This is a genomic window from Streptomyces sp. NPDC050439, from assembly GCF_040655335.1.
Lineage (GTDB): Bacteria > Actinomycetota > Actinomycetes > Streptomycetales > Streptomycetaceae > Streptomyces.
The window spans coordinates 197,473-219,140 of sequence record NZ_JBFAJT010000007.1; the positions used below are offsets into that span (position 1 = coordinate 197,473).

Below are 21,668 nucleotides of genomic sequence, written 5' to 3' on the forward strand. Positions count from 1 at the left end.
CGCCGGCCCTGGCGGCCACCGGCACCCGCAGGCGGGGGAAGGACCCTCGTATCAGGACGCGGCGGGTGCGGCGGGTGCGGCGGGCACCTGAGGGCGCAGGAGGGTCTGCAGGCGCGTCGTACGGGCCTTGGCGGGGATCTCCGCCACCGCGCGCGGCAGTGCCTGCTCGGCGCCCTGGACCACCGACAGGTGACGCTCACCGCGGCTGAACGCGGTGTAGACCCAGGGCCTGCTCAGGGCCGCGGTCGCGTCGCCGGGCAGCACCACGACCGCCGCGGGCCAGCTCAGGCCCACGGCCTGGTGCGCGGTGAGCGCCCAGGCATGCCGCACCGTCTGCTCCACCTGCTCCTGCGCCACGACGACGGGGGCGCCGTCACACTCCAGGTGCAGCCCCTCCGCGTCGGCCCGCACGACCCGGCCCAGCGTCGTGCGGCCGGGCGCCGGGACGTGGGCGACGCGGTCGCCGGGGTCGAATCCGGCGAACTTGCCGGGACCGGGGTTCAGCCGCTCCTTGAGCGCGGTGTTCAACGCACGCGTGCCGGCCGCGCCGCCGTGCCCGGGAGTGATCACCTGGGTGTCCTCCGTGGGCACCCCGATCGCCCGCGGCACCGAGTCCGCCACGAGCTGCACCGTGCGGTGGACGGCCTCGCCCGCGTCGCGCACGGGGACGATCACGACTTCCTTGCCCGGCGCCTCGACCTGGTTCAGCTCGCCGATGCCGATGCCGGACACCAGCTCCCCGATGGGCCCGGGGTCCGGGACACGTGAGACGACCTGCGGGCAGCAGCGCGCCGCGAGGAGGTCCGCGAAGACCCGGCCAGGGCCCGCCGACCAGAGCACCCCCGGGTCGCCGCTCAGCACAAGGCGGGCGCCGTCCGGCAGGGACTCCACCAGCATCGCGGCGGACTCCACGTCCAGCTGCGGCGCGTCAAGGACCACCAGGAGGTCGAGGGCGAGCGCGCCGTCCCTGTCCCGCCCCGGGCCCTCCGCTCCCGACAGCAGCCCGGCCACGGTCGCGGTGCCCGCCCCGTCCGTTCCCGCGAGCCCGGCGACGCGACGCCGGCCCGCGGAGCTGTGCGTGGCCGCCCACGCGCGCAGGCCGAGGCCCGCGGCGGCCTTCAGCACCGCGGCGGGCTCGGCGCGTGCCGCCTCGCCGCCGGTGTGCAGGACGAGACCGTGACCGGCCACCGCGCGGATCAGCTCGGCGGTGGAACCCGGGGCCTCGCCTGCCGCGGACTCCCAGTCGGCGGCCTGGGGACCCGAACCCTCTTCCTTGGACAGAGAGTTGATCACCCGGGCGAGCCCGTCGGCGAGGCTTTCCTCCGCGAGGGCGTACTGCTCCAGGCCGACCAAGACACGGACCGGCTGTTCCGTCTCCTCGCCCTCGCCCTCGTCGTCGGCTTCCTCCCGTACGGGGGCCGGTGCTCCCGGTGTCTCGACGGGGTCCTGAAAGACCAGGATGTCGCCCTCCGCGATGGCGCTCTGCACCGCCGCGTCCGGATCGGGCACGGCGCGCCGGCCCAGCGCCGCGGTGAGCGCCGCCGCGTCCAGTGCCGTGTGACCCGCGACGGCCGCCTGCTCCAGGAGCCAGGCGGTGATCGCGCGTCCCCTGCGCTCGTCGTCGGGCCCGCACTCCGCGCCGAGCAACGCACGCGCGAACCCGTCGGCCTGCTCCGTGCGCACGCCGCCGACCCGCAGCAACTGCCAGGGGTCGGCGCGCAGTTGTTCGTCGGCGCCCTCGCCGAGCGCCGCCGCCGTCCGTGCCGCGAGGGCGGCGGGCGCCCCTCCGTCGGCGAGGACGGCACGGACCGCTTCCACGGCCTCGTCGCCGGGACCCGAGGGGGCCGAAGCGACGGGCTGGGGCCGCCGCACGGGCTCCGGCGCGGTCCTGCGGGGCTCCGGCGCGGGCTCGCTGAAGGCGCTGGCGACCGGCTTCTCGCCGCTCTCCACCGCGCGTACGGCGGCCAGCAGGTCGGCGGCCTTGCCGCTGAGTTTGGCTCCGGCGTCGACCGGCCCCTGCTTGGCGGCCTTCCGCTCGGCGATCCGCTCCTGGAGCTCCCGCTGGGCGGCGATCTCCGCCTCGGTCTCGGAGAGTTCCTTGCCCTCCGCGGCGGCCTCGCCCTCGGCGGCGGCTGTGTCGGCGGCGGCCTCCGGAGTCTCGGTCCCGGCCTCCTCCGGAGCCTCTGCCTCGGTTTCCTCCGGGGCAGCGGCCTCCGCTTCCTCCGCGGCAGCGGTCTCCGGCTCCGTACTCACAGCGTGCTCCAGTCGTGATCGGGGTAGCGGTGCACGGGCGCCGACACATCGTCGAGGGCCCGGCAGATCTCGTCAGGAAGACTAAGGGTCTCCACTGACAATGCGGCCGTGAGCTGCTGCGCGTTGCGCGCGCCGACGATCGGCGCGGTCACTCCGGGCCGGTCGCGCACCCACGCGAGGGCGACCTGCAGGGGCGTGGCCGCGAGGCCGTCCGCGGCCGTGGCGAGCGCGTCGACGATGCGGCCCGCGGCATCGTCCAGATAGGGCGCGACGAACGGCGCGAGGTGCTCGGAGGCGCCGCGCGAGTCGGCCGGGGTGGAGTGGCGGTACTTCCCGGTGAGCACGCCGCGGCCGAGCGGCGACGAGGGCAGCAGGCCCAGACCGAGGTCCATCGCGGCGGGCAGCAGCTCCCGCTCGACGCCGCGCTGCAGCAGGGAGTACTCCATCTGCGCCCCGGCGAGACGGGTCCGTGTGCCCGGGGCCGCGAGCTGCCACGTCGCCGCCTTGGCGAGCTGCCAGCCGGAGAAGTTCGAGATGCCCGCATAGCGCGCCCGGCCGCTGCTGACGGCGATGTCCAGGGCCTGGAGCGTCTCGTCCAGGGGCGTGCAGGGGTCGAAGGCGTGCAGCTGCCACAGGTCCACGTAGTCCGTCCCCAGGCGGGCCAGGGAGGCGTCGAGCGCGGACAGGAGGTGACCCCGTGAGCCGTCGAAGCGGCGGTCGGGGTCCGGCACGCTGCCCGCCTTGGTCGCGATGACCAGATCGCGCCGCGGCACGAGCCGTTCTATGAGTCGGCCGAGCAGATATTCGGCCTCTCCGTCGCCGTACACATCCGCCGTGTCGACGAGGCTGCCGCCGGCTTCCCAGAACACCTTCAGCAGATCGGCGGCGTCGCTCTCCTGGGTATGGCCCCAGGTGAGGGTGCCGAGTCCGATCCGGGACACGCGAAGGCCGGTACGGCCGAGATGCCTCTGCTCCATGGGCGCTGAGATTACTGGCCGTGCTCCAGCGGCGTGAGGGGCTGTGGACAAACCTGTGCCTGTGGAAAACCCGCCACCACCCGGCCTGCCCCCGAGCTCACCCCCGAGCCCGCCGCTGACGGCCCCCGCGCCCGCGCGCTACAGTCCCCGGCACAGGCACGTTACTGCTCAGTAAGGGGATTCGGCCATGCAGCTCGGGATCAACCTCGGCTACTGGGGCGCGGGGATGGACGCGGACAACCTCGCCGTCGCCAAGGAGGCCGACAAGCTCGGCTACGCGGTCTGCTGGGCCGCCGAGGCCTACGGCTCGGACGCCGCGACGGTGCTGTCCTGGGTGGCCGCGCAGACCGAACGCATCGACATCGGATCCGCGATCTTCCAGATCCCGGCCCGGCAGCCCGCGATGACCGCCATGACCGCGGCGACGCTTGACTCGCTCTCCGGCGGCCGCTTCCGCCTGGGCCTCGGCGTCTCGGGACCGCAGGTCTCCGAGGGCTGGTACGGCGTCAAGTTCGACAAGCCGCTCGCCCGCACCCGCGAGTACGTCGAGATCGTCCGCAAGGCCATGACGCGCGAACGCCTCAGCCACGAGGGCGAGCACTGGACGCTTCCGCTGCCGGGAGGACCGGGCAAGCCCATCAAGCTGACCGTCCACCCTGAGCGCGAGCACATCCCGCTGTACGTCGCCGCGATCGGCCCCAAGAACCTGGAGCAGACCGGCGAGATCGCCGACGGCGCCCTGCTGATCTTCCCCTCCGCCGAGCACCTGGAGGAGACCGCGATCCGGCACCTGCGCGCGGGGCGAGAGAAGGCGGGCAAGACGATGGACGGCTTCGACGTCGTCCCGACGGTGCCGCTCGCCGTGGGCGACGACGTCAGCGGCCTCGCGGACATGTTCCGCCCGTACACCGCCCTCTACGTGGGCGGCATGGGCAGCCGCAAGCAGAACTTCTACAACCAGCTCGCCCAGCGCATGGGCTACGAGAAGGCAGCCGCCGAGATCCAGGACAAGTACCTGTCCGGCGACAAGGAGGGCGCGGCGGCCGCGGTGCCGCGCGAGCTGATCGACTCGACCACGCTGCTCGGTTCCGTGGACCGCATCGCCGACCGGATGCAGGCCTACGCGGCCGCCGGGGTCACCACGCTGACGCTGGCGCCGGCCGGTTTCACGCTGGACGAGCGGATCGCGGCCCTGCGCGCGGGTACGCAGGCGCTGGAGCGCGCCGGACTGGCGTAACCGGGGGGAAAGTTCTGCGGCCGTGGTGGGGGCTCGGGGGTCTTCCCCGCCACGGCCGTCACGGGGCACAACGCGTCATGGAGCCCGTCGGTTACGGCCCTGTCCGGGGGCAACTGTCCTTCGTTTGGCGGAGCTGTCCGCGACACCTGTTGCCACACCCGCGCCACCGCCTTTGACTTGTTCTTTGCGGAGGTCCGCGCGGAGGGCATGGAGGTGCCACTGATGCTGTCGGCCAAAAGTGTCTTCGAGGAGATCCTCGACAACGACGATTCGTTCCAGCTCTTCTGTTCCATCGCCGCCAGCGGGGAGACGCAGGGCGGCTGGGAGAACGGGCGCATCGCGGCGCTGCTCCCCGAGAGCGCGCGCGGCCTCACCGCCAAGGTCACCCGGCACGGCGCCGACGAGGACAAGCACGGGCGGATCTTCAACGCCCTGCTGAAGAAGCGGGGCCTGGAGCCCGTCCCCGTACCGCCCGAGACCGACTACACCATGCTCCTGGAGCAGCAGGGCATCGGTCTCGCACACGACAAGCTGCGCCGTGAGGAGCCGCTGACCGAGCGGGACGTCGTCGTCTACCTCGCGCACAGCCGCGTCACCGAACAGCGGGCCGCCGACCAGATGGACATGCTCGTCACGTACTTCGGCGACCACCCCGAGGTCGGCAAGGCCATCCGGATGATCTGCCACGACGAGGACAACCACCTGGCGTACTGCCACGAGGAGCTGCTGCGCCTGGCGGCGGCCGGGCACGGGCGGACGATCCTGGACACCCTGCACGAGTGCGCCCGCGCCGAGACGCGCGTGTACCGCGACGTGAGCATCGCCGTGATGGGCCACATGGGGCGCATCCTGGGCTGGCCGAAGCCCAAGGCGGCGGCGCTCGCCGCGGGCGTCAACGGGCTCTATGCGTTCGAACGGCTCGGCGGCTGGCGGCGGATGGTGTCCCTGAAGATGCCCGAGCGGCGCGACGCACTCGGCGGGCCCGCCACGTCGTTCGCCTGAGCGGGACCCGACCGCGGGCTAGAGCCAGCCGCGGTGCTTGAACAGCCGGTAGAGGAAGAACTCGATCCCGGCCATCAGCAGGATCACCGCCGGATAGGACCACAGCCAGCGCAGCTCGGGCATGTGGTCGAAGTTCATGCCGTAGATGCCGGCGATCATCGTCGGCACCGCGGCCATGGCCGCCCACGCCGAGATCTTCCGCATGTCGTCGTTCTGTCGCACGCTCATCTGCGCCAGGTGCGCGGAGAGGATGTCGGACACCAGGCGGTCGAGGCTGTCCACCCAGTCGTTCACGCGCGTCAGATGGTCGTTGACGTCCCGGAAGAACGGCTGGGCCGTGTCCTTCACGAACGGCACGTCGGGCGCGAAGGGGCCCGACCCCGACAGGCGCATCATGGGCACCGCCAACGGCCCTGTGGCCCGGCGGAACTCGACGATCTGCCGCTTGAAGCGGTAGATCCGGGACGCCGTGTTGCGGCTGCCCCCGCTGTCGGGCGAGAAGACCTCCGCCTCCAGCTCCTCCAGGTCGGTCTGGAGCTCGGCCGCGACCTCCAGATAGTGGTCGACCGTGGCGTCGGCGACCGCGTACAGGACCGATGTGGGGCCGTGCCTGAGCATCTCCGGCTCGGCCTCCATGCGATGGCGTACGGCACCGAGGGGCGAGCCCTCGCCGTGCCGGACCGTCACCACGAAGCCCTCGCCGATGAAGACCATGACCTCGCCCGACGACACGGCGTCGCTGTCCGGCTCGTACACGACCGGCTTCAGGACGACGAAAAGAGAGTCGTCGAACACCTCCAGCTTGGGCCGCTGGTGCGCCTTCAAGGCGTCCTCCACCGCCAGTGGATGCAGCCCGAACTCCCTGCTGACCTCGTCGAACTCGTCCTCCGTGGGTTCGTGCAGGCCCACCCAGACAAAGGCGTCCCCCGCGGCACGTGCCTTGCCCAGGGCGTCCGAGAAGTCCGCCTCACACTCGGTGCGGCGCCCGTCCCGGTACATCGCGCAGTCCACGATCACGGACGGCATTCTTCCGAACCTCTGCCCGAGGCGCACCCCCGCGTCGGCTTAGGCTGGCCCGCATGCCCACGCTGATCCTCGTCCGGCACGGACGATCCACCGCCAACACCGCGGGCCTGCTCGCCGGGTGGACCCCCGGCGTGGCCCTGGACGAGCGCGGCGCCGCACAGGCCGCCGCGCTCCCCGGGCGCCTCGCGGACCTGCCGCTCGCCGAAGTCGTCACGAGCCCCCTGCAGCGCTGCCAGGAGACCGTCGCGCCGCTGCTCGCCGCCCGGCCGGACCTGCGGGCGCACACCGACGACCGCATCGGGGAGTGCCACTACGGCGACTGGTCCGGCCGCAAGCTGGCCGAACTGTCCGACGAGCCGCTGATGGAGGTCGTACAGCAGCATCCGTCGGCGGCCGCCTTCCCGGGCGGCGAGTCCATGCGCGCCATGCAGACGCGGGCGGCCGAGGCCGTACGCGAGTGGAACGCGCGCGTGGAGCGCGATCACGGCCCCGACGCCGTCTATCTGATGTGCTCGCACGGCGACATCATCAAGTCCCTCGTCGCGGACGCCATCGGCCTTCACCTGGACCTCTTCCAGCGCATCTCCGTGGAGCCCTGCTCCGTCACCGCCATCCGCTTCACACGCCTGCGCCCCTTCCTCGTACGCCTGGGGGACACCGGTGACTTCGGGTCGCTCGCGCCGCGCGCGGAGCCGTCGGGCAGCGACGCGGCGGTGGGAGGCGATGCGGGAGCACCGTGATCGTCACCCGCAGTAGGGTGCAGTCGTCGCGCCGAACGAGCGCAAATGATCAACCGCAGTCGATCCCAATGGAGACAGGACGTGTCGCGTCAGGTGTTCCTCTACGACCCGCCGGAACGCTTCGTGGCCGGAACGGTCGGGCTCCCCGGCCGGCGTACCTTCTTCCTCCAGGCCTCCGCGGGTGTCCGGGTGACCAGCGTCGCCCTGGAGAAGACCCAGGTGGCCGCCCTCGCCGAACGCATGGAAGAGCTGCTGGACGAGGTGGTGCGCCGCAGTGGCGGCAACACCCCCGTGCCCGCGGTGGCCCCCTCGGAGGTCAGTGACAGCGCGCCCCTGGACTCACCCGTCGAGGAGGAGTTCCGCGTCGGCACCATGGCGCTGGCCTGGGACGGCGACGAGGAGCGGATGATCGTCGAGGCGCAGGCTCTGGTCGAGCTGGACGCCGAGTCCGACGAGGATCTCGCCGAAGCCGAGGAAAGGCTTCTGCAGGACGAGGAGAACGGGCCGCCGATGCTGCGCGTGCGGCTCACCGGGGCGCAGGCGCGCGCGTTCGCCAAGCGCGCCCTGGACGTCGTGAACGCGGGCCGGCCGCCGTGCCCGCTGTGCAGCCTCCCGCTCGACCCGGAAGGACACGTATGCCCGCGGCAGAACGGATACCGGCGGGGCGCGTGAGCGTGGCCTCCGGCACCGACGTCATGGAGTTGCTCGCCCGGGGTGAGCTGACCGTGCGGGGACGCATCCGCGATGCCTCGAACGCGGTGCTCTACTGCTCCGTCTCCTACGAGGGCCAGGAAACCGTCTGCGTCTACAAGCCGGTCGCCGGGGAGCGTCCCCTGTGGGATTTCCCCGACGGGACGCTCGCACAGCGGGAGGTGGCCGCGTACGAGGTCTCCGAGGCGACGGGGTGGGGCCTCGTCCCGCCGACCGTCCTGCGGGACGGGCCGCACGGCGAGGGCATGTGCCAGCTGTGGATCGAGGGCTCGGACACCGACCCGGAGTCCGCCGAGGACGGCGGGGAGCTGCTGGCCCTCGTCGAGGGCGCGGAGCCGGGCGAGGGCTGGAAGGCGATCGGCTTCGCCGACGTGGGGGAGGGGCGCACGGCGCTCCTCGTGCACGCGGACGACGAGCGGCTGCGGCGGCTCGCGGTGCTCGACGCCGTGATCAACAACGCGGACCGCAAGGGCGGGCATCTGCTGACCGACGCGGGGCGCCTGTACGGCATCGACCACGGGGTCACCTTCAACGCCGAGGACAAGCTGCGGACGCTGCTGTGGGGGTGGGCGGGGGAGCCGCTGACCGCCGAGGCGGTGGGTGTGCTTGAGTCCCTGCGGGACGGGCTGGGCGCCGACGCGCCGCTGGCCCTGCGGCTGGGGAAGCTGATCACCGGAGCTGAGGTGGACGCGCTCCGCGCGAGGGTGAACGCCTTGCTGGCGTCGGGGAAGCATCCCGTGCCCAGCGGTGATTGGCCCGCCATTCCGTGGCCGCCGGTCTAGTCCGCGGCGGCTCAATTCGCACCGCACAAGGCTCCCCGCCAGGCCCCCCACTCGTATGCGGACGCTCCGTCCGGTTAGGCTCATGGAATGCATGCCTGGCCCGCTTCTGAGGTCCCCGCCCTTCCTGGCAAGGGCCGCGACCTCCGGATCCACGACACCGCGACCGGCGGTCTTGTCACCCTTGACCCCGGTCCCGTCGCCCGTATCTACGTCTGCGGCATCACTCCGTACGACGCCACCCACATGGGTCACGCGGCGACCTACAACGCGTTCGACCTCGTGCAGCGCGTGTGGCTCGACACCAAGCGGCAGGTTCATTACGTCCAAAACGTGACCGACGTGGACGACCCGCTCCTGGAACGCGCCAACCGCGACGGCAAGGACTGGGTCGAGCTCGCCGAGGGTGAGACCGCCCTGTTCCGCGAGGACATGACCGCCCTGCGACTGCTCCCGCCGCAGCACTACATCGGAGCCGTCGAGGCGATACCCGGCATCGTGCCGCTCGTCGAACGGCTCAGGGACATGGGTGCCGCCTACGAGCTCGAGGGCGACGTCTATTTCTCGGTCGAGTCCGACCCGCACTTCGGCGAGGTGTCGGGCCTCGACGCCGCCGCGATGAAGCTGCTCTCCGCCGAGCGCGGCGGCGACCCGGACCGCCCGGGCAAGAAGGACCCGCTCGACCCGATGCTCTGGATGGCGGCCCGTGAGGGCGAGCCCAGCTGGGACGGCGCCTCGCTCGGCCGTGGCCGCCCCGGCTGGCACATCGAGTGCGTGGCCATCGCCCTCGACCACCTGGGCATGGGCTTCGACGTGCAGGGCGGCGGCTCCGACCTCGCCTTCCCGCACCACGAGATGGGTGCCTCCCACGCCCAGGCGCTCACCGGCGAGTACCCCTTCGCCAAGGCGTACGTCCACGCCGGCATGGTCGCCCTGGACGGCGCGAAGATGTCCAAGTCCAAGGGCAACCTGGTCTTCGTGTCGAAGCTGCGGCGGGACGGGACCGACCCGGCCGCCATCCGCCTCGCACTCCTGGCGCACCACTACCGCGCCGACTGGGAGTGGACCGACGCGGTCCTGACCGAGGCCGTGGAGCGCCTCGGCCGGTGGCGCGCCGCCGTCTCGCGTCCCGACGGACCCTCCGCCGACGCACTCGTCGAGGAGATGCGCGAAGCACTGGCCGACGACCTGGACGCACCGGCCGCGCTCGCCGCGGTCGACGCGTGGGCCGCACGCCAGGAGGCCGAGGGCGGCACGGAAGAGGGCGCCCCCGGCGTCGTGTCGCGCGCGGTCGACGCGCTGCTCGGCGTGGCCCTGTAGTCACCGTCGACAGCCGAGTTCATCCGGCATGAAGAGCGGCGCCGGGCGGGAAGGACTCCGCCCGGCGCCGCGGTCCGTTCACACGACGGTGCTGACCGTCACTTCGTGACCACGACGGCCACCAGATACGCCGGGTTGGTGGTGTCGTAGTAGCCGTACACCCGCTGGCCGAACGCGAAGGCCGTCTGCACCTCGTCGCGGGTCTGCGGGTTGGGGTTGATGAAGACCCGCCACGCGTCGTCGACCCACAGGTAGAGGGCCGACGCCTGGCTGGGGAGGGGCTGGACGACGTCCCAGAACGACGTCGCGACGTTCGACGCGACCGCCTGCGTGGAGATCTCGGGCGCCTGCGCCTGCGGGATGCTCTCCTGGCCGAGCTGCTGGAGCAGCTGCTGGTAGGGCTGCTGCTGGCCGATCTCCTTGAGCTGCTGCTGGAGGTGCGGCGGGGCCTGCTGCTGCGCACCCTGCATGCCTTGGGTCCCCTGGGGGCCCTGCATTCCCGGCATCCCCTGCATGCCGCGCATGCCCTGCTGGCCGAACGGCTGCTGCTGTTGCCGGCCGGACTGCTGGCCGGACTGTTGGGGCGGCGCGGTGCTCGGGCCCTGCTGGCCCTGTTGCTGCTGGCCTTGCTGCTGCAGGGGGCTCATGTGTGGGGTGGTGCTCATGCGTGTGCCACCTTCCCTCAATGGTTGTGATGCTTCAGCCCGTGACGACCAGGCCGACGACCTCGTCGTCCGAGAACCAGACGCGTACGTCGGGGTGTCCTCCGGCGAAGGCGGCGCGCACCGCCCGACGGATGTCCGGGGACGGGTCGTTCAGGTTGCGCCACTCTCCTGCGACGAACAGCCGCAGGCGCGGCGGGAGTTCGGGGGGATACGGGATCAGCTCGTCCCAGTAGCGTTCGGCCCGGCCCGAGCCCACCGCCGACGGCAGCAGGTTCGTGACCGCCGACTTGATGTCCGGGCGGTTGCCGATCCGCTGCGACGCCGGGCGGCCCGGTGCGTCCTGCTGCGGCGAGCCCGTCGAGCGCAGCACCGTGCGCGCCCGCTCCGAGGTCATCAGCTGCTGGCCCGCGGCCTTCAGCATGCCCTGCAGACAGGCCAGGGCGCCGACGACGACCGGCGAGGCGGACGAAGTGCCGGAGAACGTGTCCGTGTACCAGGCGATCTCGTCGGGGCCGCCCTGCAGATCGCCCGGCTGGTTCCAGGAGCCGCCGGTCGTGGTCGTCTCGCGGCCCCAGCCCTGGGCGTCCACGCGGGCGCCGTAGTTGGAGAACCCCAGACGTGAGCGGTCGGGGCCGTGATCCCGGCCGTGGGTGCCGGGCGGCGGCGAGCCCGCGCCGACCAGGACGGCGCGCGAGGGCCGGTTGGAGGGGTTGAAGGGGTTGCGCCACGACTCGGGGAACTCGTCGGGCCTGCGCTCGTACACCGCGTCGTCCAGGGACTCCGCGCCGTTGCCCGCCGCGCCCACGACGATGACGCCCTTCGCGGTGGCGTACCGGATCGCCGCGTAGTCGTCGGGCCACCACTCCAGGGCGATGTAGCCCCGCTGGTCGTCGCGCGGCTCGAAGTCGAACCGGGGTCCAGGGCGGTGCAGTTCGATCAGCACGATGTCACCGGGGCCGAGCCGCTGTGCCGCCGCGTGGATCGTCGCCGCGGTGCCCAGGGGCTGGAAGGAGGCCGTCGCGGTCATCGCCTCGGGCGCGATGCCCGTGATGCCCACGTAGTTGCGGTCGCCGCCGATCACGCCGATCACCGCGGTGCCGTGGTTGCGCCAGGCCACGTCCTGGATCGGCGTCCCGATGACCACGCCGGCGAGCTTGCCCGTCAGGTCCTCGTGACTCAGCTGCCAGGCGCCCTCGATGTCGATCACCGTGATGCCCTCGCCCGAACCGCCGAGCCGCTGCCACGCCCAGTGCGCGTCGACGCCTTCGGGCGCGGGGCGCAGATAGCCCTGGCGCCCGGTGAAGTCGGGGGTGACGGGGGCGCCTTCCTTGCGGCGCGCGGACTCGCCGATGTCGGCCGTGCCGTGCTCTCCCGGCCCGCGCTGGGCCGGGGTCTGCGGCTTGTCGGTCGAGCCGAGCGACGCCGGTACGGCACCCGGCTTCACGTACGCCGTGTCGATCCCCGGCAGCGCGGCCAGCCGCGAGCGCAGTTCCTGGGCCCGGCTCTCGCCGCCGAGTACGCGGTAGAAGAGCGCCAGGTCGTCGCCGTCGCCGCCGTCCGCCTCGGGGTGCTGCCCGGCCGCGGCGTGCAGACGCTCCTCGTTGCCGAACAGCGGTTCAAGGGCGAGCTGTTCGTCGCCGAGGAACATGTTCAGGGCCGACACGTCGGAGCCCGCCGCCGAGCGGACGCCCTCGGCCCCGGCCCGCAGCCGGGCCTCCGGCCGTGCGACGACGATCAGCTCCTGCTCGGACGCGCGGTAGGTGAATCCCGCCCCGTCGGGTCCGGGGCCACTGGCTCCCGGGCCCCCTGCCGGCTCTACCTGGTCGGTCATCGCTTCACCGCTCCCTTCGGTCCTGCGGGGTGCCGTGCTGCGCGCTGTGGCCGCGCATTCCGGGGCACACCTTGCTACCGCCGGGCGCGGCCGTCCACCCCCTTTGCCCCAACTGGGTTTGAAATCAAGGGGATCGGGGAAGCCCGTGCATTTCGTCCGGAAGGCGATGTCACGCCCCAATCCGGCCAGACGCCGAACGCGACGGGGGCGGCACCCTCATGGATGCCGCCCCAGGTAACTCGTTCTATGCCGCTGTCAGTCCTCGGAGGAATCAGCGGGTCCGGATTCGTCGCTGCTCTCGCTGCTCTCTTCGTCCCGTCCCGCCGCTCCGGACCCCGGTTCCGTGTCCGTGTCCGGACGCGTCTGCGGCTTCGGCGGCCGGGTGCGGTCGCCACCGGGGCTGTCCCGCAGATACGGGGCCGTGTCGCCGCCCTCCGTCGCGTGGCCGCCGGGCTGCGGCGGGCCGCCGCCGTCGCGCCGGCGCAGATAACGCTCGAACTCGCGGGCGATGGCCTCGCCGGTCGCCTCGGGCAGCTCGGCCGTGTCCCGAGCCTCTTCGAGCGACTGGACGTACTCGGCGACCTCGCTGTCCTCGGCCGCGAGCTGGTCCACGCCCACCTGCCAGGCACGCGCGTCCTCGGCGAGGTCGCCCAGCGGGATGCGCAGGCCGATGAGGTCTTCCAGGCGGTTCAGGAGGGCCAGCGTGGCCTTGGGGTTCGGCGGCTGCGAGACGTAGTGCGGGACGGCCGCCCACAGGCTGACCGCCGGAACACCCGCGTGCGTGCACGCCTCCTGGAGGATGCCGACGATGCCCGTCGGGCCCTCGTACTTCGTCTCCTCCAGGTCCATGGTGCGGGCCAGGTCCGGGTCGGACGTGACGCCGCTGACCGGGACGGGGCGGGTGTGCGGGGTGTCACCGAGCAGTGCGCCCATGATCACCACCAGCTCCACGCCCAGTTCATGGGCGAACCCCAGGATCTCGTTGCAGAACGACCGCCAGCGCATCGACGGCTCGATGCCGCGCACCAGCACGAGGTCGCGAGGCTTGTCGCCGCCCACGCGGACCACCGAGAGCCGGGTCGTCGGCCAGGTGATCTTGCGGACGCCGCCCTCCAGGAAGACCGTGGGGCGGTTGACCTGGAAGTCGTAGTAGTCCTCGGCGTCAAGTGCCGCGAAGACCTCGCCCTTCCACTCCTTGTCGAGATGCGCGACCGCGGTGGAGGCGGCGTCGCCGGCGTCGTTCCAGCCCTCGAACGCGGCCACCATGACCGGGTCGACCAGCTCGGGTACCCCCTCGAGCTCGATCACCCAGGCCTCCTTCCGACGTCCTTTACGTACGCCCCAACCTTACGGCGTCCGGCGGGGCCCTCCGCAGCCCCCTTGCGCGGGCCGCGATGGATGGATCATTGCCCCACGGAAGGCCCGCGCACTCCCTCGGAACCCGTGCTTCACAGCGTCGAGCGCAGCCACTGCTCCACGCTCGCGATGTGCACCGTCGCCCATGACCTGGCCGCCTCGGCGTCGCGGGCGCGCAGCGCGGTGAGGATCGCGCGGTGCTCGTGCAGGGTGCGGCTGACGGCGTCCTCCTGGGTGAGGCCGCGCCAGACGCGGGCCCGGGTGGTGGGTCCGGAGAGGCCGTCCAGGAGCGAGCAGAGCACCGAGTTGCCGGACGACTGCACGATGCCCCGGTGGAACTCCAGGTCGCAGGCGACCAGTTCCTCCACCGAGGGTGCCGGGCCGAGAGCGTCCAACTGGGCGCTCAGCACGTCGAGTTCGGCCTCGGTGATGTGGGCGCTCGCCATCGCAGTGGCGGCCGGTTCCAGGATGCGGCGCACCGCGAGGAACTCGAGGACCGTGTCGTCGCGGTGGAAGTCGACGACGAAGCTGAGGGCTTCGAGGAGCAGCTGCGGGTCCAGGCTCGTGACGTACGTGCCGTCGCCCTGACGTACGTCGAGGATGCGGATCAGTGAGAGGGCGCGCACCGCCTCGCGCAGTGAGTTGCGTGAAAGGCCCAGGTCGGCGGCGAGTTCACTCTCCTTGGGCAACCGGTCGCCGGGGCGCAGCGCGCCGGAGACGATCATGCCCTTGATCTTTTCGATGGCCTCGTCGGTGACAGCCATGGGGACCTCGCCTCGCAAGACAGAAGACATCCGATGTATCGGACGAGTATGGCGGGTCCATGCACCCGCGTGCACGAGGTCCCGCGAATACGCACTTCTCTCAGGGCTAAGATTTCCCCACTGACCGCGGCCGGAGACCGGCCGCGGGACGGCGAGAGGGAGGCTACGGCAGATGGCCGGGAAGAAGTCGGCGGGGCCCCAGCGGGACGCGGTCGCGTCGATCATCGAGGACTGGGCGAGGGAACGGCCGGATCTCGACACCGCGCCCCTGGAGGTCCTCGCGCGGCTGCACCGGACCTTCCTGCGCTACAACACCAGGCTCACCACGGCCATCGAGCGGCACGGTCTCGCGGTCGCCGGGTTCGACGTGCTGACCGCGCTGCGCAGGGCCGGGGCGCCCTACCGGCTCACGGCGGGCCAGCTCGCCGACTCCGGCCTCGTGTCGTCGGCCGGCGTGACGCTGCGCATCGACCGCCTGGAGAAGGACGGCCTCATCGTGCGCGAACGCGACGCCGAGGACCGCCGCGTCGTCTACTCACGGCTCACCGAGGCGGGCCTCGCCAAGATCGACGAGGTGTTCGCCGAGCATCTCGACAACGAACGCCGGATGCTCGACGGACTCTCCCCGGCCGAGTGCCGTCAGCTGGCCCGGCTGATGTCCAAGCTGGAGCGGTCCATCACCGACTCCGACGCACCTCACGAACCGGAGGCCTGAGCCTCCGCCTCCGCGCGGTACATGCGGCGCAGCCGGACCACGCCCAGGTCGTGCTGGTAGAGGTTCTCGCGCTGGTCGGCGTCGGCGGGCATCGCCTCCAGCATCACGCGGTCCTGTTCGAGGACCTGCCAGTGGCGCTCCTCGATGAGCGTCTTGTAGAGGAAGCGCCAGGTGTCGCGCTGCCAGCCCTGCACCCGGCGGTAGCGCCAGAAGAAGACACCGGTGCGGTTCTCGTCGACCGGGCAGACCATGCCGACGATCCCGAACGGGCCGCCGGGGCCCGCCGACGGCGGGTAGGGGATGGTGAGGTCCACCCAGTCCACGCCGGTGCGGCACAGCTCCACCCAGTCGAAGTTGACGCCCCGCTGGTCGGTCTTCTCGAAGAAGTAGCCGCGGTCCGTCTCCCGGATGCGGAACTTGGCGGTGGTGTCGCCGTCGTACATCGTGTGCGACTCGTGGTGCAGGAACGCCCCGTGCATCGGGTCGAGGAGGTTCTCCACCGCGAACCGCCACGGGCCGTTCCACTCCGCGTAGCAGAGGATCGCGTCGACGTCGGGGTCGGTGAGCGGGTCGGGCAGGGTCAGTTCGGCGGGCTCGGGGTGTTTCTCGTCGCCGAAGTACGCCAGGATCGCGCCGCCGATCTCGCGCACGGGCAGCGACGTGACGAGTTTCTTGCCCTCCAGGTTGCAGCCGGGCAGACCCGGTACGGAGGAGACGGTGCCGTCGGTCTCGACCTCCACGCCGTGGTACCAGCAGGCAACCCGGTCACCGAGGTGTTTGCCCAGGGAGAGGGGTGCCCCGCGGTGCGGGCAGCGGTCGGCGAGCATCGAGAGGGCGCCGTCGGAGCGCCGGAAGAGCAGCCACTGCTCGCCAAGGGCGGTGACCTTGCGCATGGCGCCGGGGGCGACGAAGTCCGAGGGGACGACGGGGTGCCACTGGTTGCGCAGGCCGGTGGCGTAGATGTGGTCGGCGGAAGCGGTCGGGCCTGCAAAGGTGGTCATCGGGGTCACGCTCCCAGTCGGTTCATCTCGGCACGGAAAGACTCTTCGGTCCACGGGGCGCCGTCGGGCGCGTGCACCTGACGGGCATTCAGCCCGTTGATGACGTCGGAGAGTTCATGGCCCTCCTTGGTGAAGACCTCTTCGAGGGTGGCGGCGAGCTTGTACTCGTAAGGGGTCGGCTCGTGCGTACGGGACTGGTGGATGTCCAGGTACGGCCAGGTGGTGGTCACTGTTGCCTCCGGTGGGGACTCACGGATCGGGGACTGACGGATCGGGGAATCACAGGTCGAGGACGAGACGGCCGGACGCGCAGCGCGAGACGCAGATCATCATGGAGGCGTTCGCGGCGTGCTCGGCCTCGCTGAGCAGGAAGTCGCGGTGCTCGGGCGTGCCGTCGAGCACGCGCGTCTCGCAGCTGCCGCAGATGCCTTCCTGGCAGGAGCTGCTGACGCTCAGGCCCGCGTCCTCGGCGGCCCGCAGGATGGAAGTGTCGGCGCCGACGGAGAGCGTGAGGCCGGATTTCCGGCACTCCACCTCGAACGCGGCGTCGTCCCCGGTCTGCTCCACGACGGGCGCGGCGAACCGCTCCACGCGCAGCCGGTCCGCCGGACAGAGCGCCTCCACGGCGGCGAGCAGCGGCTCCGGTCCGCAGCAGTACACGAGTGTGCCCTCGGGCAGTCCGTCGAGCGCCGACGCGAGGTCGATGTGCCCGTGCTCGTCCTGCGGTACGACGGTCAAGTCGCCGTCCAACGCGCTCAGTTCATCGGTGAACGCCATCGAGCCCCGATTGCGTCCGCCGTACACCATGCGCCAGTCGGCCCCGCGCCGCGCCGCCTCGCGGGCCATGGCGAGGAGCGGGGTGACGCCGATGCCGCCCGCGACGAAGAGGTAGCCGGGGGCGTCCTCCAGGGCGAAGTGATTGCGCGGCTCGGAGGCGGTGACCGTCTGGCCCGGTCGCAGCTTGGTGTGCACGTGCCGCGAACCGCCGCGCGACGAGGCCTCGTTGAGGACGCCGATGCGGTACGCGGTCGCGTCGCGCGGGTCGCCGCACAGGCTGTACTGGCGTACGTGCCCGCCCGTGTGGAGGTCGAGGTGTGCCCCGGGGCTCCAGGCGGGCAGTGGCTTGCCCTCCGGATGGGCGAGCTCGACGGAGAGCACGCCGTCCGCCTCCCAGGTCATGCGGCGCACAAGGAGCGTGAGTTCGCTCTCGTTCATGGTGAAGGCCTCCTCACTGGCCGGGGATCTTGACGGGCGGGGTGAACGGGTTCTTCATCGGGCCGAGACCCGCCAGGTCGACCTCGACGAGGGTCGGCCCGTCGGAGGCCACGGCGTGGCTGATCACGGGCTGCGCGTGCTCCTCGGCGGCGATCCTGGCGTAGGGCAACCCGCAGGCCTGGGCGAGGAGTTCGAAGTCGGGTGTGGCGAGATCGACCCCGGAGCGGCGTTCGCTGTAGCGGTCCTGCATGTTGCGCAGCACGCCGTACCCGCCGTCGTTGAAGACGATCAGCGTCAGGCGTGGCCGCTCCTGGGCGAGCGTGAGCAGTTCGCCCAGGTGGACGGCGAGCCCGCCGTCACCGGCGAGGACGACGGTGGGCGCGTCGGGCCGCGCGAGGGCCGCGCCGATGCCCATGCCGAGCCCCTGACCGATGCCGCCGCCGCGCGGGAAGACGTTGTCGCGGGGGTCGTACATCTCCAGGAGCCGGTTGCCCCAGCTGCTGGACGGGATGGTCACGTCGCGGGCCACGACCGCCTCGCGGGGCAGTGCGGCACGGATGGCGTCGCAGATCGCGGCCTGCGGGCCGATGTTGTCGTGCAGGGTGGCGCGGACGTCCGCGCGGACGGCGGCGACACGGCGCGTCCAGCTCTCGTCGGCCCGGCGCGCGTGCGGGAGCAGGGCCGCGAGTACCTCGGGCGCGTGCCCGTGCAGGGCGTGCCGCGCCGGGTACACGCGCCCGAGGGCGGCGGCGTCGATGTCGACCTGAATGTGCGCTTCGGGAAGCATGAGCCCGTAGTCGGCGGTCTCGTTGGACCGGAAGTGCGTGCCGATGGTCAGCAGCAGGTCCGCGTCCGCGAGGAGGGCACGGGCTGCCGGGGTCGTGGCGAAGTTCCCTATGACCTGCGGGTGATCCTCGGGCACGGCGCCACGGCCGGAGTTGGACGTGAGCAGCCCGGCGCCGGTGACGTGCAGCAACTCGGCGAGCTCGGCGCCGGCGCGGGTGGCTCCACCGCCGGCCCAGATGAGGGGGCGCTCGGCGGAGGCCAGCAGGGCTTGGGCGGCGGCGAACTCGGAAGCGGCGGGGGTGGGGTGGGGCCGTGCCGGGGCTCCAGGGTGGCCGAGTGTTCGCAGGCTTTCGGTCTGCGGGGCGCCGGCCTGGGCGGCGTCAGCGGCGCAGGATCGCTGTTCCCTGCCGGACGGCTTGTTCGCCGGTGCCGGTGTCCCGGAAGGAGTGGTCACGTGCCGCTCGGCTTCTGCCGGAGAGGCCGTGGTCATCGGTGTGCTGGGCAGCGAAAGCGCGGTTTCCGGTGCCGCCTTCTCCGGCGTGGCCGCAGGCCGCTCGGTACGCTCCGGAGCCGGCGAGGCGTGCTGCGTGCCGGGACCCGGAAGCGCTGCCCCCGCGATCCTCGGCGCCGCGTCCGTCTGGGCCGCGTACTGCAGATCAACCGGCCACTCCACGCTCGCCGGGCCACCCGGGTCCGTCAGGGCTGCTCGGGCCGCCTCGCGCAGGATGCGGCCCGCGTCCTGCGTCGAAGGAATGGTCGCCGCGTACTTGGAGACCGCGCCGAGCATGCCCAGCTGGTCCTTGGTCTCGTGGATGAAACCGCGGCCGCTGCCCAGGAACTCGCTCTCCACCTGTCCGGTGACGTGCAGGACGGAGGTGCCCGCGCTCAGCGCCTCGACCAGGGAACCGGCCGCGTTGCCCGCGCCCGTCCCGGTCGAGGTGAGCGCGCAGCCGAGCGATCCGCGCGCACGGCCGTAGGCGTCGGCCGCGTTCACGGCGGTCGCCTCGTGGCGGACCGGCACGAAACGCAGCTCCCGGTCGACCGCCTCGACCAGCGGCAGGTTGTGCACGCTGACGATCCCGAAGACCGTGTCGATGCCGAGTTCCCGCAGCACGGCGACGAGGAGGTCGCCGCCGGTGGCGTGGTGCGCGGCCGGCGCGGACGGCGCGAGCGGCGTGGATGGAGTGGGTGGCATGGGGGAGCTCCTCAGAGGATGCCGCGGCCGACGCCGCCGCAGACGTCGATGCTGGTGCCGGTGGTGTACGAGGCGCGGGGCGAGAGCAGCGCGACGATCGCGTACGCGACCTCCTCCGCGCGGCCCAGGCGGCCGAGGGCGATCCCGCGGTCCGCCGCGAGCTCCGCCTGCCAGTCCTCGTACGACAGACCCGACTCGGCCGCCGCGTGGCGGCGGGTCCACTGACCGGTGTCGATCAGGCCCAGGCAGACCGAGTTGACGCGGATGCCCTCGGGGGCGAGCTCCGTGGCCAGGGACTTGGAGAGGTTGAGGATGCCCGCGCGGGCGGCACTGGTGGTGATGAGGCGGGGCTCGGGCTGCTTGGCGAGGACCGCGTTCACGTTGACGACGCTCGCCGCGTCCGACGCCGCCAGGTACGGGCGGGCCGCGTGCAGGGGGTTGAGGACCCCGGCGAACTTCAGCTCCAGCTCGTCGCGCCAGTCAGCCGCGGTCGACTCGGCGAAGCCCTTCATGCGGGACTGCCCCGCGTTGTTGACGAGCCCGTCGAGCGAGCCGAAGGTGTCCGCCGCGCGCTCGGTGAACGCCCGTACGGCATCAGCGTCGCGTACGTCGCACACGCCCGTCACGAGGCGGTCACCGCCGCCGAGGCCGGCCGCGGCCTTGGCGAGACGGTCGGCGTCACGCCCGCAGGTCGCGACGCGCGCGCCCTCGTCGAGCAGGGCGCGGACCGTGGCCAGGCCGACGCCCGAGCTGCCGCCGGTGACCAGGACGGTCCGGTCGGAGAGGCCCAGATCCATAACTCAGTGCTCCGTTACGTCAGTTCATGGTGAAGCCGCCGTTGACGGCGATCACCTGTCCGGTCAGATAGCGGGACTCCTCGGAGAGGAGGAAGGAGACGAGGCCGACGAGGTCGTCCGGCTGCTGCGGACGGGAGATCGCCCGGTTGCCCCGGTAGAGCGCGTGCCGCTCGGCCGGCACCGTCGCGGTGGCCTCGACCTCGGTCAGGCCGGGCGCCACCGCGTTCACGGTGATTCCCTTGTCGCCCAGCTCCCGCGCCATCGCCCGGGTCAGCGCGATGACCGCGCCCTTGGAGGCGATGTAGTGGGCCAGGCGCGGCGACCCGTAGAGGGCCGCGTCGGACGCGATGTTGACGATCCGGCCGGGGGAGCGGAACTGCGGGTGCAGGGCCTTGGCGACCAGCCACGGGCTGCGGGCGTTCACCGCCATCAGGCGGTCCCACACCTCGACGTCGATGTCCTGGAACTCCTTGCCGCCGACGCCGTTGGCGAGCGCGGCATTGTTGACCAGACCGTACAGCGACCCCAAGTCAGCAACAGCCAGTGCGAGTTCGGTCACCGAGTCCGGGTCCGCGACGTCACACCGCACGAAATGCGCGTCCAGGCCGTCGGCGCGCAGCCCGGCGACGGCCTCGCCGCCGAGCCCCGCGTCCACCTCGGCGACGACGACCCTGAAGCCGTCCTCGCCCACCCGGCGGGCCATGGCGAGACCGAGACCACGGCCCGCGCCGGTGATGACGACGGTGCGGTCGTCGGTCGAGCGGTCGTCAGTCACGGGTGACGCCGTGCATCGGCGAGTGCTCGGGGTACGTCGGCACCTGCGGCTTCTGCGTGCCGATGACGACGCAGAACAGCGCGTCGGTGTCGCCCTCGTTCTTCAGGGAGCGCGCCACGCCGGCCGGGACGACGATCATGTCGCGGTAGCCGAGGGTGCGGTACTCGGCCTCCTCCGCGCCCCGGTGGATGCCCACCTTGACCTGTCCTTCCAGGACGAAGAAGGCCTCCTCGACGTCGTGGTGGGTGTGCTCGGGGCCCTCGGCGCCGGGCGGCAGCAGCATGTTGGAGAAGGTGAAGCCGCCGGACGGCAGGATGCGGCTGTCGTTCTCGTGGTTGCCGGTCGCGCCGGACCCGACGTAACGGATCTGACCGCGGCGGTACTGCGGGCCCGCCTTCTCCTGGAAGGACAGCGTGCTGAAGTCCGCGACACGGGACTCCTTGGTGGCGATCAGCGAGTCGGTGTACTTGCCGAGGTCGCCGCCGTTGTCGTACTCGGTGGTGGTCAGAGGCATGGCGGGGCT

The 21,668-nt window shown here is 72.1% G+C and carries 21 protein-coding genes; 7 read left to right on the forward strand and 14 right to left on the reverse strand.

Going from position 1 to position 21,668, the window contains the following annotated elements; translation table 11 throughout:
* Positions 1-51: 51 nt before the first annotated feature.
* Positions 52-2,253, reverse strand: coding sequence for a helix-hairpin-helix domain-containing protein (locus AB0I66_RS28695; RefSeq protein WP_363210844.1), 2,202 nt, complete (start codon positions 2,251-2,253; stop codon positions 52-54).
* On the reverse strand, positions 2,250-3,230 hold the full coding sequence (locus tag AB0I66_RS28700) for an aldo/keto reductase (RefSeq protein ID WP_363210845.1): 981 nt from the start codon (positions 3,228-3,230) through the stop codon (positions 2,250-2,252). Before AB0I66_RS28700 ends, AB0I66_RS28695 begins: the two co-directional genes overlap by 4 nt.
* Positions 3,231-3,417: 187 nt before the next feature.
* Here AB0I66_RS28700 and AB0I66_RS28705 point away from each other — a divergent pair, with 187 nt between their 5' ends.
* Both AB0I66_RS28705 and AB0I66_RS28710 read left to right on the forward strand, forming a co-directional pair.
* Positions 3,418-4,467 carry an LLM class F420-dependent oxidoreductase gene (locus AB0I66_RS28705; protein WP_363210846.1) on the forward strand — a complete coding sequence of 350 codons (1,050 nt, stop codon included), beginning with the start codon at positions 3,418-3,420 and terminating at the stop codon, positions 4,465-4,467.
* Positions 4,468-4,689: 222 nt separating this feature from the next.
* Positions 4,690-5,469, forward strand: a complete 780-nt coding sequence (locus AB0I66_RS28710) for a ferritin-like domain-containing protein (RefSeq protein ID WP_363210847.1) — start codon at positions 4,690-4,692, stop codon at positions 5,467-5,469.
* Positions 5,470-5,487: 18 nt separating this feature from the next.
* Here the strand turns inward: AB0I66_RS28710 and corA are convergent, their stop codons facing one another.
* Complete coding sequence (gene corA / locus AB0I66_RS28715) at positions 5,488-6,486, reverse strand: magnesium/cobalt transporter CorA (RefSeq protein ID WP_363211140.1); 999 nt, start codon at positions 6,484-6,486, stop codon at positions 5,488-5,490.
* 62 nt (positions 6,487-6,548) lie between these two features.
* Between corA and AB0I66_RS28720 the strand changes: the two genes are divergently transcribed.
* From AB0I66_RS28720 to mshC, 4 genes are all read left to right on the forward strand, one after another.
* A complete protein-coding gene (locus AB0I66_RS28720; RefSeq protein WP_160504050.1) occupies positions 6,549-7,235 on the forward strand; it encodes a histidine phosphatase family protein in 687 nt (228 codons plus the stop codon).
* 81 nt (positions 7,236-7,316) lie between these two features.
* The gene (locus AB0I66_RS28725; protein ID WP_363210848.1) at positions 7,317-7,907 is read left to right on the forward strand and encodes a DUF3090 domain-containing protein; all 591 of its coding nucleotides are present in this window, start codon (positions 7,317-7,319) and stop codon (positions 7,905-7,907) included.
* 23 nt (positions 7,908-7,930) lie between these two features.
* Positions 7,931-8,728, forward strand: coding sequence for an SCO1664 family protein (locus AB0I66_RS28730; RefSeq protein ID WP_363211141.1), 798 nt, complete (start codon positions 7,931-7,933; stop codon positions 8,726-8,728).
* A gap of 87 nt (positions 8,729-8,815) precedes the next feature.
* Positions 8,816-10,045, forward strand: a complete 1,230-nt coding sequence (mshC, locus tag AB0I66_RS28735) for a cysteine--1-D-myo-inosityl 2-amino-2-deoxy-alpha-D-glucopyranoside ligase (protein WP_363210849.1) — start codon at positions 8,816-8,818, stop codon at positions 10,043-10,045.
* Positions 10,046-10,143: 98 nt separating this feature from the next.
* Here the strand turns inward: mshC and AB0I66_RS28740 are convergent, their stop codons facing one another.
* From AB0I66_RS28740 to AB0I66_RS28755, 4 genes are all read right to left on the reverse strand, one after another.
* Positions 10,144-10,710 (reverse strand): hypothetical protein, encoded by a 567-nt coding sequence (locus tag AB0I66_RS28740; protein ID WP_363210850.1) that lies wholly within the window; start codon positions 10,708-10,710, stop codon positions 10,144-10,146.
* A 34-nt stretch (positions 10,711-10,744) separates the two neighbouring features.
* Positions 10,745-12,541, reverse strand: a complete 1,797-nt coding sequence (locus AB0I66_RS28745; RefSeq protein ID WP_363210851.1) for a S8 family peptidase — start codon at positions 12,539-12,541, stop codon at positions 10,745-10,747.
* A gap of 255 nt (positions 12,542-12,796) precedes the next feature.
* Positions 12,797-13,849 (reverse strand): PAC2 family protein, encoded by a 1,053-nt coding sequence (locus tag AB0I66_RS28750; protein ID WP_363210852.1) that lies wholly within the window; start codon positions 13,847-13,849, stop codon positions 12,797-12,799.
* 140 nt (positions 13,850-13,989) lie between these two features.
* Positions 13,990-14,661 (reverse strand): FadR/GntR family transcriptional regulator, encoded by a 672-nt coding sequence (locus AB0I66_RS28755; protein ID WP_363210853.1) that lies wholly within the window; start codon positions 14,659-14,661, stop codon positions 13,990-13,992.
* A gap of 172 nt (positions 14,662-14,833) precedes the next feature.
* Between AB0I66_RS28755 and AB0I66_RS28760 the strand changes: the two genes are divergently transcribed.
* Complete coding sequence (locus AB0I66_RS28760) at positions 14,834-15,376, forward strand: MarR family transcriptional regulator (protein WP_363210854.1); 543 nt, start codon at positions 14,834-14,836, stop codon at positions 15,374-15,376.
* Here AB0I66_RS28760 and AB0I66_RS28765 read toward each other — a convergent pair.
* Genes AB0I66_RS28765 through AB0I66_RS28795 form a run of 7 tightly spaced genes read right to left on the reverse strand, consistent with a single transcriptional unit; the run spans position 15,358 to position 21,659 of the window.
* Positions 15,358-16,377 carry an aromatic ring-hydroxylating dioxygenase subunit alpha gene (locus AB0I66_RS28765; protein ID WP_363210855.1) on the reverse strand — a complete coding sequence of 340 codons (1,020 nt, stop codon included), beginning with the start codon at positions 16,375-16,377 and terminating at the stop codon, positions 15,358-15,360. The two genes, AB0I66_RS28760 and AB0I66_RS28765, sit on opposite strands and share 19 nt — an antisense overlap.
* Positions 16,378-16,382: 5 nt before the next feature.
* Positions 16,383-16,607 (reverse strand): recombinase-like helix-turn-helix domain-containing protein, encoded by a 225-nt coding sequence (locus AB0I66_RS28770; RefSeq protein WP_363210856.1) that lies wholly within the window; start codon positions 16,605-16,607, stop codon positions 16,383-16,385.
* A gap of 49 nt (positions 16,608-16,656) precedes the next feature.
* Positions 16,657-17,592: a PDR/VanB family oxidoreductase gene (locus AB0I66_RS28775; RefSeq protein ID WP_363210857.1), complete on the reverse strand. Its 936-nt coding sequence runs from the start codon at positions 17,590-17,592 to the stop codon at positions 16,657-16,659.
* Between the two features lie 13 nt (positions 17,593-17,605).
* On the reverse strand, positions 17,606-19,573 hold the full coding sequence (locus tag AB0I66_RS28780) for a thiamine pyrophosphate-binding protein (protein ID WP_363210858.1): 1,968 nt from the start codon (positions 19,571-19,573) through the stop codon (positions 17,606-17,608).
* Between the two features lie 11 nt (positions 19,574-19,584).
* The gene (locus AB0I66_RS28785) at positions 19,585-20,370 is read right to left on the reverse strand and encodes an SDR family oxidoreductase (RefSeq protein ID WP_363210859.1); all 786 of its coding nucleotides are present in this window, start codon (positions 20,368-20,370) and stop codon (positions 19,585-19,587) included.
* 19 nt (positions 20,371-20,389) lie between these two features.
* The gene (locus tag AB0I66_RS28790; protein WP_363210860.1) at positions 20,390-21,145 is read right to left on the reverse strand and encodes an SDR family oxidoreductase; all 756 of its coding nucleotides are present in this window, start codon (positions 21,143-21,145) and stop codon (positions 20,390-20,392) included.
* The gene (locus AB0I66_RS28795; RefSeq protein ID WP_363210861.1) at positions 21,138-21,659 is read right to left on the reverse strand and encodes a cupin domain-containing protein; all 522 of its coding nucleotides are present in this window, start codon (positions 21,657-21,659) and stop codon (positions 21,138-21,140) included. Before AB0I66_RS28795 ends, AB0I66_RS28790 begins: the two co-directional genes overlap by 8 nt.
* Positions 21,660-21,668: the final 9 nt, after the last annotated feature.

Bases quoted from the DNA above. Each gene is read 5' to 3' on its own strand.
- AB0I66_RS28700 (WP_363210845.1), bottom strand. From the start codon at position 3,230: ATGGAGCAGAGGCATCTCGGCCGTACCGGCCTTCGCGTGTCCCGGATC.
- AB0I66_RS28705 (WP_363210846.1), top strand. From the start codon at position 3,418: ATGCAGCTCGGGATCAACCTCGGCTACTGGGGCGCGGGGATGGACGCG.
- AB0I66_RS28710 (WP_363210847.1), top strand. From the start codon at position 4,690: ATGCTGTCGGCCAAAAGTGTCTTCGAGGAGATCCTCGACAACGACGAT.
- AB0I66_RS28720 (WP_160504050.1), top strand. From the start codon at position 6,549: ATGCCCACGCTGATCCTCGTCCGGCACGGACGATCCACCGCCAACACC.
- AB0I66_RS28730 (WP_363211141.1), top strand. From the start codon at position 7,931: ATGGAGTTGCTCGCCCGGGGTGAGCTGACCGTGCGGGGACGCATCCGC.
- mshC (WP_363210849.1), top strand. From the start codon at position 8,816: ATGCATGCCTGGCCCGCTTCTGAGGTCCCCGCCCTTCCTGGCAAGGGC.
- AB0I66_RS28740 (WP_363210850.1), bottom strand. From the start codon at position 10,710: ATGAGCACCACCCCACACATGAGCCCCCTGCAGCAGCAAGGCCAGCAG.
- AB0I66_RS28745 (WP_363210851.1), bottom strand. From the start codon at position 12,541: ATGACCGACCAGGTAGAGCCGGCAGGGGGCCCGGGAGCCAGTGGCCCC.
- AB0I66_RS28755 (WP_363210853.1), bottom strand. From the start codon at position 14,661: ATGGCTGTCACCGACGAGGCCATCGAAAAGATCAAGGGCATGATCGTC.
- AB0I66_RS28760 (WP_363210854.1), top strand. From the start codon at position 14,834: ATGGCCGGGAAGAAGTCGGCGGGGCCCCAGCGGGACGCGGTCGCGTCG.
- AB0I66_RS28765 (WP_363210855.1), bottom strand. From the start codon at position 16,377: ATGACCACCTTTGCAGGCCCGACCGCTTCCGCCGACCACATCTACGCC.
- AB0I66_RS28775 (WP_363210857.1), bottom strand. From the start codon at position 17,592: ATGAACGAGAGCGAACTCACGCTCCTTGTGCGCCGCATGACCTGGGAG.
- AB0I66_RS28780 (WP_363210858.1), bottom strand. From the start codon at position 19,573: ATGCCACCCACTCCATCCACGCCGCTCGCGCCGTCCGCGCCGGCCGCG.
- AB0I66_RS28785 (WP_363210859.1), bottom strand. From the start codon at position 20,370: ATGGATCTGGGCCTCTCCGACCGGACCGTCCTGGTCACCGGCGGCAGC.
- AB0I66_RS28795 (WP_363210861.1), bottom strand. From the start codon at position 21,659: ATGCCTCTGACCACCACCGAGTACGACAACGGCGGCGACCTCGGCAAG.